This window comes from Skermanella stibiiresistens SB22 (assembly GCF_000576635.1).
Taxonomy (GTDB): Bacteria; Pseudomonadota; Alphaproteobacteria; order Azospirillales; family Azospirillaceae; genus Skermanella; species Skermanella stibiiresistens.
On record NZ_AVFL01000023.1, the window covers coordinates 29186 to 42621 of the forward strand.

The window sequence follows — 13436 nt, forward strand, 5'->3', positions numbered from 1 at the left end:
CGGTGGCGCGTACAGGCGGGAACGAGAAGTCGATGATTTGGTTATCGCCATAAACCAGTTGATCACGATCCGGAAGATGACAATCATGACCGCGCCCCCAATCCCATACTCCCCGTCCGTCGAGACGGTGGAACCCGACGAGGCGGAGACGATCGCCGATCTCGTCGCCACCATGCGGAAGATCAGCGAGACCACATTCAGGGATGGTGGGCACGCCTTGAGAAGCGTCCACGCCAAGAGCCATGGCCTTCTGCAAGGCGAGTTGCGGGTGCTCGACGGTCTGCCGTCCGAACTGGCGCAAGGAATGTTCGCGCGCCCGGCAACCTACCCGGTGGTGCTGCGGTTCTCGACCAATCCAGGAGATATATTGGACGACAGCATCACCGTCCCGCGCGGCTTGGCGATCAAGGTCGTCGGTGTCGAGGGCGAGCGGCTTCCCGGATCGGAGGGAGCCGCGACGCAGGACTTCGTGATGGTCAATGCCCCGGCCTTCGCGGCGCCCACCGTGAAGAAGTTTCTAGGCAACCTCAAGCTGCTCGCCGCCACGACCGATCAGCCGCAGATCCTGAAGAAGGTGATCTCCACCGTCCTGCGCGGCGCCGAAAGTGTGGTCGAGACCTTCGGCGGCGAGAGCGCCGCGTTGAAGACCATGGGCGGCCATCCCCAGACCCATCCTCTGGGCGAGACCTTCCACACCCAGACGCCTTACCGGTATGGCGCCAACATCGCCAAGCTGTCGGTGGCTCCCGTGTCGGCCGAAATGACGGCGCTGACGGGCGACAAGCTCGCCACATCGGGCCAACCCAACGTGCTGCGCGAGTCCATCGTGGATTTCTTCGGGACCCAGTCCGGGACGTGGGAGGTGCGCGTCCAGCTCCAAACCGACGCGGAGGCGATGCCGATCGAGGACGCCTCCGTCCCCTGGCCGGAGGACAAGAGCCCCTACGTCACCGTCGCCCGCATCACGGTCCCGGCGCAGCCCGCCTGGAGCGACACGCGCTCCCACGCGGTGGACGACGGCCTGGCGTTCAGCCCGTGGCACGGCTTGGCGGCGCACCGCCCGCTCGGCTCGATCAACCGCGCCCGCAAACCCGCCTACGAGATGTCGGCGGGCTACAGGGCGGAACACAACGGCTGCCCGATCCACGAGCCAGACGCCGGGATCAAGTTGCCGGGCTAGGGCTTTCGACATGGCCCATCACGGAAGTTGAGCCGACGTCACTTTGTGGATGGCTATGGGGTCGGGCTCGATCAAGATTTCCATGTTGTCGATTGGCCCATGGGAGGCGATGTGCGCGAGCGCTTTGCCGAACGCGGCAAGCTGATAGGCGCGGCCACGCGTCGCGTCGGCGATGAACACGACACCAGCGTGAAACACTTGGCGGTTTCGATACCGCGTCCGGAACTCCTCGATATTGTTGGTCACCAAAGTGTACCCCTCGGCTTCCACAAGCTTGAGAAGCACGGGGTCACCGTCGTTCTCGCGACCTAGCGTACGGACATGGTATGCCTCATGTCCGTACGCCCAAGCTGAACCTTCGAGTTGTGGGGTGAGATTGGCGTCAATCAAAAAACGGTACTTCACACATCCCGGCCTTTCCCCAAGGGTCTCCCCCTTTGGGGGTATAGCCTATCGAAAAGGACCGCAAGCTCGATCATCTCGTCTGTGATCCGAGGGAAGTCCTCCGCGATCTCCCGGCGGTCAACCTTGTTATGGACCAGGCCTGCGACGTGGCGGACAAGAACGCGGGTTCCCTTGAAGGTCGGTGCTCCGCCTTGAACGTCCTCATCCATGACGATCAATTCGCGGATGCGCTCGATCTTCGCCAATCGCTCCGTCACGAGTTTGGCGAGTTCGGAACTCTTGAACGTCGTCACCACGCAGTGTTCGGTGTGGTCGACATCCTCGACTTCCGAAAGCCCATCGGCATCCCTGATCGCGTCCGCGACCTTCCCCTCGATACGCTTTCGCACCGGCGCTGGATAGTGTTTGAGGCGCTCCGCCACCGCGAGTTCGAAGGTGCCGCGGAGGTCGAGCGTCCGTTGCCGGGGTAAATTGGCGACCGTCGTGACTCGGTGGTTCTCGAAGGCCTTGGTGACCTTCCCATAATCCACATCGGCGACAAACGAGGCCTCCCGCGCCGTCAACGCCGTTTCCATCCCGAGCGCCATGTCCGTTCCCCATAAATATACCCCGTCTCAGGGTATATTTATGGGAAATAAGCTACCCGATCAAGATGGTCGATGGACCGAAGCACAACGGCATCCACCGAGGTTGAACCTCAAGCCGTCGGGAATTCCGTCGCGACGAAGTCCTCGATGTCCTTGAGGGTGCGGGCGAAGCGGGAGACGACTTCGCGGATCTGCTCCTCGGTGATGATCAGCGGGGGGCAGAAGGCGATGGTGTCTCCGATGGCGCGGATGATCAGGCCGTGTTCGTGGCCCTGCTGGAAGAACTTGGCTCCGACCTTGCCGAAGGGGTCGAACTTGGCCTTGGTCGCCTTGTCGGCCACCAGTTCCACCGCCGCGATCAAGCCGACGCCGCGAACCTCTCCCACCAGGGGGTGGTCGGCGAACCGGCGCAGTTCCGCTTGCAGGACCTCGCCGACGATGGCGGCGTTCTCCATCAATCCGCGCTCCTCGATGATGTCGAGGTTCTCCATCGCGACGGCGGTGGCGACCGGGTGGCCGCTGGTGGTGAAGCCGTGGCCGAAGCTGCCGATCTCGGCGGATTGGTCGGCGATGCCCTGGTAGATCTTGTCGCTGAACAGGATGGCCGCCAGCGGCTGGTAGGACGATGTCAGCTGCTTGGAGATGACCAGGATGTCCGGCTTGATGTTGAAGCGCTCGCAGGCGAACTTGGTGCCGGTGCGGCCGAAGCCGTTGATCACCTCGTCGGCGACCACCAGCACGTCGTAGCGGCGGCAGACCTCCTGGACCTTCTCCCAATATGTGGCGGGCGGAACCAGCACGCCGCCGGCGCCCATCACCGGCTCGCCGATGAAGGCGGCGACGGTCTCGGGGCCCTCCTCCAGGATCTTCGCCTCCAGCTCGGCGGCGAGGCGGTCGGCGAAGGCCTCCTCGGTCTCGCCCGGCTCCGACCAGCGGTAGTGGTGCGGGCATCCGACATGCTTCATCATCGGCAGCGGCAGGTCGAAGCCGCGCTGGTTGATCGGCAACCCGGTCAGGCTGCCCGACGCGATGGTGATGCCGTGATAGCCGCTGATCCGCGAGATGAACTTCTTCTTCTCGGGCTTGCCGATGGCGTTGTTGTAGTACCAGACCATCTTGACGACGGTGTCGTTCGCCTCGGATCCGGAATTGGTGAAGAAGACGCGCGACAGCCCGTTCGGCGCCATCTTGACCAGACGCTCGGCCAGCAGGATCGAGGGTTCGTGCGCCTTGCCGGAGAAGGTGTGGTAATAGGGCAGCTTGGCCATCTGCCGGGCGGCGGCGTCGACCAGCCGCTTCTCGCCGAAGCCGACCGCGACGCTCCACAGGCCGGCCATCGCCTCGATATACTGCTTCCCGGAGTCGTCGTAGACGTAGACACCCTCGCCGCGGTCGATGATGATCGGACCGACCTCCTCGTGGCGGCGGGCGTTGGTGTAGGGATGCAGCTGGTAGGTGATATCCCGGGCGTGCAGGGAGTTCAGCGCGACATTCATCATGTGATCCGTGGTTTCAGGTTCGCCGCGCGCTCCTCGCCATGGGGAGAGGCGCGCGCGGCAGGGTAAGTCCCGACCCCGCTCAGGCGGTCTCGGTTTGGCGGACGGATTTAACCTTATAAACCGTTTCCGCCTGTTCCGGTGTGATGAAGCCGTCGAGCAGGTCGGCTTCGACCAGCGCCGGATCGCGCTCCTCCACCGGACCCCAGCCGCCACCGGCGGGCGAGGTGATCTTGATGCGGTCGCCGGGCTTGATCGGCACGTTGGCGAACTTGCTGGGCGACGGCTTGTTGAAGGCCTGCGTGATCGTCAGCCATTCCTCCGAACCGGCGCGCATCATGAACAGTTCGGCCTTGCCGCCATCCTGGCCCTCGTGGATGCCCCAGGGCGACAGCTTCTGGCGGTCGCTCATGTAGCTGAAGGTCATCTCGGTGTCGGTGCAGCGCACCGTCTTGCTGAGCGACAGCCCGCCGCGGAACTGGCCGGGGCCGCCGGAGCCGTCGACCAGCTTGAACTCCTCGACGTGCCAGGGATAGCGGAACTCGAAGACCTCGACCGGGATGTGCGGGCAGTTGCCGTTGATGCCGCCGACCGCGTCGTTGCCGTCGGCGTTGGCGCGGCCGCCCCAGCCGACCGGCGTCAGGTCGTAGCAGCAGAAGAACTCGCCGGTCTGCTTGTCGGTGCCGCCGAACAGGAAGTTGGAGTGCGAGGCGCCGTCGGTCGCGGCCGAGCGCTCCTTGAGGCCGGGCGCCAGCGCGCCCATGATCGTGTTGGCGATCCGGCAGTGGGTTTCCGTGTTGCCGCCGACCGACGGGCCGGGGAAGTTGACGTTGACCACGCTGCCCGGCGGGGCGAGGATCCGGATCGGCCGGAAGCAGCCGGAATTCTTGGGAATCGAGGCGTCGGTCAGCTGCAGCACGGCGTTGTAGGCGGCGCCCCAGGCGACACCCAGCGTCGCGTTGATCGGCCCCTTCGCCTGCTTCGAGCTGCCGTGGTAATCGACGATCAGATCGTCGCCGTCGACCAGCACTTCGGCGCGGATCTTGTACGGGATGGCCTCGATCCCGTCGTCCTCCATGTAATCCTCGAAGACGTAGCGGCCGTCGGGGATCTTGGCGATCTCGGCGCGCATGCGGCGCTCCGAATAATCCATCAGGGCCGCGACATGCTCGCGGAAGCCCTCGATGCCGTGCTTGCGGGCGAGATCGGCCATGCGGCGCTCGCCCAAGTCGACCGCCGCGATCATGGCGCGGAAGTCGCCGTAGTTGTAGCGGGGTGTGCGCACATTGGCGAGCAGCAGGCGCCAGACGTCGTCGACGTCCTTGCCGGCCCGTTTGATCTTGACCGGAGGGACGCGCATGCCCTCGTGGAACACCTCGGTCGCCTCGCCGGCGAACCCGGCCGGGGCCATGCCGCCGACCTCGCAGACGTGGCCGATGGCGACCGAGAAGCCGATCAGCGCGCCATCCACGAAGACCGGCTTGAAGAAGGTGTGTTCCGGCGTGTGCAGACCACCCCGGTAGGGATCGTTGTGCAGGATGACGTCGCCCTCCTCCAGGTCTGCGATGTCGATCTCCTGCACGCAGGAGCGCAGCAGCAGGGGCATGCCGCCGATCATGCTGGGGCAGAAGTCGCCGGTGGCGACCAGCTCGCCGGTCGGCAAGGCCAGGCCGCAGGTGAAGTCGAGCGATTCGCTGAAAATGGTCGAATAGGAGGTCCGCATCAGCGTGACGCCCATGTCGCGGCAGATCGACACCAGGATACCGCCGGCGATGTTCAGGGAAACCATGTCCATGGGGGGATGATCCTCAGTTTCGCGTCAGGTTTGGCGGGTCAGGCCGAGATCAGCAGGTTGCCGTAGCGGTCCACGGTCAGCGTCTTGCCGGGATCGAGCACGGTGACCGAGGCGTTCTCCTCGACCAGTGCCGGGCCGGCGATGTCGTGGCCGGCCTTCAGGTCCTCGCGCCAATAGACCGGCGTGTCGCGCCAGCCCTCGGCGAACCAGACCGGGCGGCTGGCCTTGGGCTCGCACGGGCCGGTCGCGGCCTCGATCTCCGGCAGGGTCATCTCGCCGGTGCGGGCGATGCCGGTGACCAGGAAGTTGACCAGCTCGACATGGTCGTCCAGCTTGAAGCCGAAGCGCGCCAAGTGCTGGTCGTGGAACGCCTGGAAGACCTTGACCACCTCGTCGTCGGTGAACTCCTCGGCGTCGATCGGGATCTCCAGCTCGTAGTTCTGGCCGAGATAGCGCATCTCGACGCTCTTCATGATCTCGACCTTGTCGTGACCCTGGGCCATCAGCTCGTCCCGGCACTCGTCGATCAACGCCCGCATGGACGACCGGGCGCGCTCGCGGTCGAAGAAGCGGGAGTTGAGCTGGACCGTGCGGTAGCGGTCGACCCGCGCGTCGGCCATGGTGAAGCCGAAGGCGGAGAACTGTCCGGGGAAGTTGGGCACCAGACCGCGCGGAATCGACGCGTCGGTCATCAGGTCGCTGACATGGGGCGGGCCGGCTCCGCCGAACGCCACCAGCACGAAGTCGCGCGGGTCGAGCCCCTGTTCCGTCAGCACGGTGTGTAGGGCGCCCACCATGTTGTTGTTGGCGATCCTCACGATGGCCAGCGCCGCCTCCTCGACCCCGAGGCCCAGCGCCTCGGCGATCGGGGCGACGGCGGCGCGGGCCGCCGCGGCGTCCAGCGCCATGGCGCCGCCCAGGAAGTTTCCGGCGCTGATCCGGCCCAGCACCACGTTGGCGTCGGTCACGGTCGGCTTGACGCCGCCCTTGCCGTAGCAGGCGGGGCCGGGGTTGGCGCCGGCGCTCTCCGGCCCCACCACCAGCATGCCCCCGGCGTCCATCCGGGCGATCGAGCCGCCGCCGGCGCCGATCGACCGGATGTCGATCATCGGCACCTGGATCGGGCGGCCCCACTCGATCTCGAAATCGGTGGTGAACTTCTCCTTGCCGCCGACCACGGTGGAGACGTCGGTCGAGGTGCCGCCCATGTCGAGCGTCACCAGGTTGTCGAGACCCAGCAGCCGGGCGGTCTGCTTGGCGGCGATCACACCGCCTGTCGGGCCCGACATGGCGATCTGGATGGGGCTCTCGGCGACCGCCTCGGCGCTCATCTCGCCGCCATTGGAGCGCATGATCACCAGCTTGGCGTCGACGCCCTCGTCGCGCAGGCGCTGTTGCATGGTGCCGATGCGGGTCTTGACGACCGGCTTGATGAAGGCGTCGCAGATCGTGGTGGACGAGCGGAAATGCTCCTTCCATTTGGGCAGGACCTCGTAGGAGATCGAGACCGGGATGCCGGGCAGCGTCTCGGCGAAGATCTCCTTGATCCGGCGCTCGTGGTCCGGCCGCAGGTAGGAATGCAGCAGCATGACGGCGATCGCCTCGATCCCGCCATCCGCCTTGATCCGGGCCGCGATGTCGCGCACGCCCGCCTCGTCAAGCTCCTGGATGATCTCGCCCGACGGGCCGACCCGCTCCTCCACCTCATAGGTGTCGCGCCGCTGGACGAAGGGCTTCGGCTTGACCCAGGTCAGGTCGTAGTGGTGCTTGCGGTTGCCGCGGCCGATGAACGGCACGTCGCGGAACCCTTTGGTGCTGACATAGGCGACCCGCGCGCCCTTGCCCTCCAGCAACGCGTTGGTCGCGACCGTGGTGCCGAGCCGGATGCCGACGATGTCGTCGATCGCGCCGAAGGCGCGGAGGCCGGTCATGATGCCCTCGACCGGATCGGCTGGTGTCGAGAGGTTCTTCCAGGCCTTGAGGGTGCGGTCGTTCTCGTCGTAGGCGACGAAGTCGGTGAAGGTCCCACCGATGTCGATGCCGAGGCGGTATTGCATGGATCTGTTCCCTGTCATCGTGTCGCTGTTGTCTTCGGCGGCGATTTCTTGTTGTTCGTTCTTGGGTTTTTGGAACTTGGCCTAGCCGGCGATCTCCGGGTCGGCCTTGTCGTAGTCGATCGGCGTCGCGTGCCAGCCCTGGGCGCGCTTGGCCCAGAAGGTCTCGCGCAGGCGGGTGGAGATGGGTCCCGGCCGGTCGTTGCCCATGATCCGGCCGTCGATGCGGGATGCCGGCATGACGCCGCCCGCCGTCGTGCAGGTGAAGATCTCGTCGGCGTCGCGCAACTCGGCGGCGGAGACCGGCCGGACCTCGAACGGGATGCCAAGCTCCTCGCACAGCTCCAGCATCGACATCCGCGTCATGCCGTCCAAGGCGCCCCGATCGGGGGTCGCGACCCGGCCGTCGGTGATGCTGAAGACGTTGAAGCCGGCGCCCTCGGTGGCGTTGCCCTGGGCGTCGAGCAGGATCGCGAAGTCGCAGCCCTTCTCCATCGCCTCGAACTGGCCGCGCGTCAGATCGCCCCAGTGGAAGTTCTTGACGCGGGGTTCGAACGATTCCGGCGGGATGCGCCGCGTCTCGGCGATCATCAGGTGGAGCCCGCGCTCCATCATCTCGGCACTGGCGACCGACACCCAGGGCACCGCGTAGGCGGCGAGATAGTTGCGGCAATAGGCCGGGTGGCGCGGCATGCCGGGGCGGGGAACGCCGCGCAGGCAATCCATCGCGACATAGGCGGAGCGCAGGCCGGCGACGCGGACGAGGCGTTCGAGGATCGCCTTGATCTCGTCGTCGCTCTCGGTCGGCTTCAGGTGCAGGAACTCCATCGAGGCGCGGAACCGGCGGATATGGTCGTCCAGCCGGAAGAACGCGCCGTCCCAGACGCCGACCACGTCATAGGTCACGTCGGAGCGCCGATAGCCCCAGTCGGTGATCGGGATCGCGGCCTGGGCGATCGGCATGTACCGGCCATCGATGTAGGCGGCGCCATTGGTGAACGGGGAGGCTGCTGTTTCGGTCATCTCGGGGGTCATCCTTCCTGCGGGCGTTGTTCGAGCCGTTTCCGGCGAAATCCTAGCTGGGGCCAGCGGCGGGGGATCCTCAGTTCGCGTCCTCCCGTCAGACCCTTGGGCCTGAACACCAGGATCAGCGCCATCAAGACGCCCAGGCCAAGCTCCTGGCTGCCTTGGGGCAATGCCACGCCCAGGCCACCGCGTTCCAGGAAGCGGAGCACCTCGACGATCGCGGTGACGGCGACGACACCGCAGACGGCTCCGGTCAGGCTGAACATGCCGCCGACCACCAGCATCGCCAGCGTGATGAAGGACAGGTTCAGGTAGAACGGATCTACCGTCAGGATGCCGAGGAACTGGGCGTAGAGTCCGCCGCCCATCCCGACCAGGGCGGCGCTCAGCACGAAGGCCGCCAGCCGCACCTTGAGGACGTCGACGGCGGACGCCCGGGCCGCCACCTCGTCGTCGCGCGACGCCCGCAGCATCAGGCCGAAGCGCGAGATCTGGAACAGATGCGCCACCGCGATGGCCAGCAGCGCGAAGGCGAAGCCGATCCAAGGGCCGACCACGGTCGGGATGCCGATGATCGAGCTGACGCCCGCCGTCACCGAATCCCAGTTGGAATAGACGCTGTTGACGATCACCAGGAAGGCGAAGGTCGCGATCGAGCAGGCCGTTCCCGACAGCCGCATGATGGCGGCCCCCAGGATCAGCGCCACCAGCGCCGGCAGGGCGAACGACCCGGCCACGGCGACCAGGAAGGGATATTCGGCCTCCTGCAGGAAGACCGGCAGTCCCGAAAGCATGATCTGCTTGAAGGTCGGCTGCGCGGTGGCCCAGGCGGCGGCGTAGGCCCCGACGCACATGAAGCCGATATGGCCGAACGAGATGATTCCCGAATTGCCGATGAAGACGTAGAGCCCGACCACGACGATGACCCGGATCATCATCTCGGCCACGGTGACCTGGACGGTGTCCGATCCGGTCAGCGACGCCAGCGCCACGATAGCCAGCAGGCAGAGCGCCAGCAGTGCTGGGGATTGGTGGCGGGCGAGGGCGGGGAGGAGCGTTTTGGCTGACATGTCCCGGTGCCTCCTCAGACCCGTTCGACCGTGTTGCGCGCCGGCACCAGCCCGGCGGGCCGCACCAGCAGGACCAGGATGACGAAGGCGAACGCGAAGGCGTCGCGAAAGGCGCGGAGGTCGGGCGGCAGGTAGGCCTGGAGCATGGTGACGATGAAGCCGACCAGGAACCCGCCGACCACGGCGCCCACCAGGCTGCCCATGCCGCCGATCACCACGGCGACGAAGGCGAACAGCGCCAGCGGCACGCCCATGGTGTGGCTCAGCGAGCCGGACTGCGTGACGTAAAGGAGGGCCACGGCGCTGGCCAGGATGCCGCTGATCGCGAAGGCGAGGCCGATCACGAAGTTGCCGCGCACGCCCAGATACTGCGCCATGCGGAAGTCCTCCGCCGCCGCCCGCATCTGGACGCCGTAGCGCGACTTCTTGAGGAAGACCGACAGCCCCGCCATCAGCGCCAGGGTGACCACCAGCGTGATCACCTGGAGCATGGGGACCCGCAGGTCGCCGATGATCACCTGCGTGTTGGCGTCGCTCCACAGGTTGATCGCCTTGGGCCGCGAGCCGTACATCATCAGCACCGCGTTCTGGATGATGTAGCTGACCGCGAAGGAGCCGATCATCAGCGTCGGCGGCGACGAGCGGCGCAGCGGCCGGAACACCAGCGCGTCGGTCAGCAGCGCCGCGACGATCACGATCAGCGCGATGGCCGGCAGCATCAGCGCGATGTTGAAATCGCCGATCAGCATGCGGGCGGTGACATCGGCGGACGGCACGATCAGGGCATAGGCGCCGATCGTGATGAAATCGCCATGGGCGAAGTTGATCAGCCGCAGGATGCCGAACAGCAAGCCGATGCCAAGCGCGGTCAGGGCATAGATGCTGCCAAGGCTGAGCGCGTCGATCAGGTTTTGCAGCAGTCCGATCATGGCGCCGCCTCCAGCGCCGCCGGGGCGGCGGGGGCTTGGTGGCCGAAGCCGAAATAGGCGTGACGGATCGCGTCGCCGTCGCGCAGGTCCTCGGCGCGGCCCTCCAGCTGGATCACGCCGGCGCGCAGCACATGGATGCGGTCGGCGTGGTTGAGGATGCGGTTGGACGACTGCTCGTTGATCAGCAGCGTCAGCCCGTCGCGGCGGCGCAGGTCGAGCAGGATCTCGTAGATCTGGTCGACGATCTTGGGCGCCAAGCCCAGCGACGGCTCGTCCACCAGCAGCAGGCGCGGGCGGGTCATGACGGCGCGGGCAATCGCCAGCATCTGCTGCTCGCCGCCCGACAGCCGCCCGGCGGGATAGTGCAGCCGCTCGGCCAGTCGCGGCAGCAGGTCGAGCAGCCGGGCGCGGTCGGCCGCGACCCCGGCCTTGTCGTTCCGCATGTAGCCGCCGATCGCCAGGTTCTCGTCCACCGTCAGCGAGCCGAAGATGTGCCGGCCCTCCGGCACCAGAGAGACGCCCAGGGCGGCGATCCGCTCCGGCGCGCGGCCGGTGATGGCGGTGCCGTTCAGCCGGACCTCGCCCCGGAAGGGTTTGACGCCGCCGGCGACCGCCGCCAGCGTGGTCGATTTGCCGGCGCCGTTGGGGCCGATGACGCAGACGACCTCGCTCTCGGCCACCGTGATCGAGACGCCGCGCAGCGCGGTCATGTCGCCGTAGCGGACGTGGATCTGGTCTATTTCCAGAAGCGGCTTCATCACGCCTCCAATCCGAGATACGCCGCCATCACGGCCTCGTGGCGCTGGATCTCGCCGGGGGTGCCCTCCGCCAGGGTGCGGCCGCCGTCGAGCACGTGGATGCGGTCGCTGATGCCCATGACCACGCGCATGTTGTGCTCGATCAGCAGCACGCCGCAGATGAAGGTCGTGGGGATCGAGGCGACCAGCACCATCAGGTCCTCGCACTCGGCGTCCGACATGCCGGCCGCCGGCTCATCCAGCAGGATGAAGGCGGGTGACAGCATCAAGGCCCGCGCGATGCCCAGCCGGCGCTGGTCGGTATAGGCCAGGATCGAGGCGTGCTCGTCCGCCTTGTCGGCGATGCCGATCCAGTCCAGCAGCTCCATGGCTTGGACCCGCGCCGCCCGGCGGCTCAAGCCCAGGCTGACGCCGGTCACCTCGGCGTTCTCTACGACGGTCATATCGGTGAACAGGCGGCCCGCCTGGAAGGTGCGGGCGATGCCGTTCCGCCGGAACTCGGTCGGGCTCCAGCCCGCCGTGTCCGTCCGGCCCGCCAGCACGCGCCCCTCGGTCGGACGCTGGAATCCGGTCAGGCAATTGACCAGCGTCGTCTTGCCAGCGCCGTTCGGCCCAATCAAGCCGAACACCTGATGGCGCTCGACCTGGAGACTGACGTCGGAGATGGCGGCGAGCCCCTGGAACCGCACGGTCAGATGCTCGGCCCGCAGCTCGGCGGCACTAGCGCCGCCGGCGGTGACCGCTCTTTCCGTCGCTACCATGGTCATGGAGAACCTCCTTCTGACCGGACTTTTCATGTCGACCGGGTCATGACGACCGGTAAGTGGGCGCCACCCGCCTCAGAGGTCGGGCGGCGCCGTGACGGTGCGGGGTTCAGTTGCCGGCGAGGCGGTAGAGCACGGGGTCGGGGATGGTCTTGCCGACGCGCCACTCCTCGACGAAGCTTTGCTTGTCCCCGGCGAAGGAGGTGATCAGCAGGGGGATGTCGGTCTGGATGTGCAGCTTGTTGGTGAAGGAGCGCGGCCCCAGCACCGTCGGCGCGTCCTTGGCCTTCTCCAGCTCCGCCACCACCGGCTTGGCGTCGGTCGTGCCGGCCTTCTCGACGGCGGCCTTCCACAGGTCGAGCCAGGCGTAGATCGGATAGGCGTATTGGGTGGTCGGCGGCTTGCCGAACTTGGCGGTATAGGCCTTGGTGATCTCCTCCACCGCCGGGCGGGCGTCACCGGCCGGAAGCGCCTGGACCGGCAGGTAGAAGTCCTTCAGGTTCGGCACGGCGTTCAGCCAATAGGTCCCGTCCATGGCGGTACCGGACAAAACGGGCAGGGTGATGCCGGCGGCCCGGATCTGGCGCAGCGCGCTGGCGGCGCCTGGATTGGTCGAGCACAGCATGATGTGGTCGACGCCCTTGGTCCGGATCGCGTCGGTCATGCGGGTGATCTGCGAGCTGATGACCGGGTCGAGACCCTTGAAGGTATCGGCGCCGATCACCTCGCCCTTGGCGGCGAAGGCCCATTTGTAGCCGGCGCAGATCGACTTGTTGTACTCGATGCTCTCGTCGATCAGCTCGTAGCCCTTGCGGAAGCCCTTCTTCTCGAAGCCCCAGTCGCCCATGGTGGCGCCCTCGAGCTGGGCCGCCGCGATCGTGGTGAAGGCGAAGGGCCCGACGCCGAGCACGCCGGCCTTGGGATCGGCCGCCCCCAGGAACGCGGAGATGATGCCGGCCTTCTGCGCTTGGAGCGCCGCCGGGGCGCCATAGTCGTAGTCGGCCGAGACCAGCAGCAGGTTGGCGCCCTGCTGGATCAGGCTCTGCCCGGCCTTGGCGCCCTCGACGCGGTCGGTCTTGGTGTCGGCGCTGACCGTGGCGATCTGTTTGCCGAGCACGCCGCCATCGGCGTTGGTCTTCTCGATCCACAACTGGGCCATTTTGGTGGCCTCGCCGTCATAGGCCTCCATCCAGCCCGACATGGCGACCGCCATGCCGATGGTGACGGAATCCTCCTTCGCTTGGGCGGAAAACGTCCCCGCGAGGGTGGCCACGCCAGACAACAGCGCGGCCATCAGGAACCTGATCTTCATATCTCGCCTCTCCTGCTGTTCAGCCCGCGCCGGCGCCCATTTTCGGGTCACGCGGTCACG

At 66.7% G+C, this 13436-nt stretch carries 12 protein-coding genes; 1 reads left to right on the plus strand and 11 read right to left on the minus strand.

The genetic code is table 11. The features are described from left to right. Positions 1–85: 85 nt before the first annotated feature. Positions 86–1180, plus strand: coding sequence for a catalase family protein (locus N825_RS25190; RefSeq protein WP_245613230.1), 1095 nt, complete (start codon positions 86–88; stop codon positions 1178–1180). A gap of 18 nt (positions 1181–1198) precedes the next feature. On the opposite strand, the gene N825_RS36905 is transcribed toward N825_RS25190, so the two are convergent. From N825_RS36905 to N825_RS25245, 11 genes are all read right to left on the minus strand, one after another. Continuing rightward, positions 1199–1585, minus strand: coding sequence for a DUF5615 family PIN-like protein (locus tag N825_RS36905; protein WP_051513022.1), 387 nt, complete (start codon positions 1583–1585; stop codon positions 1199–1201). Then, positions 1582–2172: a DUF433 domain-containing protein gene (locus N825_RS36910; RefSeq protein WP_051513024.1), complete on the minus strand. Its 591-nt coding sequence runs from the start codon at positions 2170–2172 to the stop codon at positions 1582–1584. Before N825_RS36910 ends, N825_RS36905 begins: the two co-directional genes overlap by 4 nt. A gap of 110 nt (positions 2173–2282) precedes the next feature. Then, on the minus strand, positions 2283–3671 hold the full coding sequence (locus N825_RS25205) for an aspartate aminotransferase family protein (RefSeq protein ID WP_037458242.1): 1389 nt from the start codon (positions 3669–3671) through the stop codon (positions 2283–2285). A gap of 79 nt (positions 3672–3750) precedes the next feature. Continuing rightward, positions 3751–5463, minus strand: coding sequence for a hydantoinase B/oxoprolinase family protein (locus tag N825_RS25210; RefSeq protein WP_051513026.1), 1713 nt, complete (start codon positions 5461–5463; stop codon positions 3751–3753). A 38-nt stretch (positions 5464–5501) separates the two neighbouring features. Next, positions 5502–7520 carry a hydantoinase/oxoprolinase family protein gene (locus tag N825_RS25215; RefSeq protein ID WP_037458243.1) on the minus strand — a complete coding sequence of 673 codons (2019 nt, stop codon included), beginning with the start codon at positions 7518–7520 and terminating at the stop codon, positions 5502–5504. An 81-nt stretch (positions 7521–7601) separates the two neighbouring features. After that, positions 7602–8540, minus strand: coding sequence for a branched-chain amino acid--2-keto-4-methylthiobutyrate aminotransferase (locus tag N825_RS25220; protein ID WP_037458362.1), 939 nt, complete (start codon positions 8538–8540; stop codon positions 7602–7604). Between the two features lie 8 nt (positions 8541–8548). Next, the gene (locus tag N825_RS25225; protein WP_051513030.1) at positions 8549–9613 is read right to left on the minus strand and encodes a branched-chain amino acid ABC transporter permease; all 1065 of its coding nucleotides are present in this window, start codon (positions 9611–9613) and stop codon (positions 8549–8551) included. 14 nt (positions 9614–9627) lie between these two features. After that, entirely contained in the window at positions 9628–10542 is a 915-nt protein-coding gene (locus tag N825_RS25230; protein WP_037458244.1) for a branched-chain amino acid ABC transporter permease, read from the minus strand. Beyond that, the gene (locus N825_RS25235; protein ID WP_051513032.1) at positions 10539–11300 is read right to left on the minus strand and encodes an ABC transporter ATP-binding protein; all 762 of its coding nucleotides are present in this window, start codon (positions 11298–11300) and stop codon (positions 10539–10541) included. Before N825_RS25235 ends, N825_RS25230 begins: the two co-directional genes overlap by 4 nt. Next, positions 11300–12067, minus strand: coding sequence for an ABC transporter ATP-binding protein (locus tag N825_RS25240; RefSeq protein ID WP_084165058.1), 768 nt, complete (start codon positions 12065–12067; stop codon positions 11300–11302). Before N825_RS25240 ends, N825_RS25235 begins: the two co-directional genes overlap by 1 nt. A 106-nt stretch (positions 12068–12173) precedes the next feature. Continuing rightward, the gene (locus N825_RS25245) at positions 12174–13376 is read right to left on the minus strand and encodes an ABC transporter substrate-binding protein (RefSeq protein WP_051513034.1); all 1203 of its coding nucleotides are present in this window, start codon (positions 13374–13376) and stop codon (positions 12174–12176) included. Between the last annotated feature and the right edge of the window lie 60 nt (positions 13377–13436).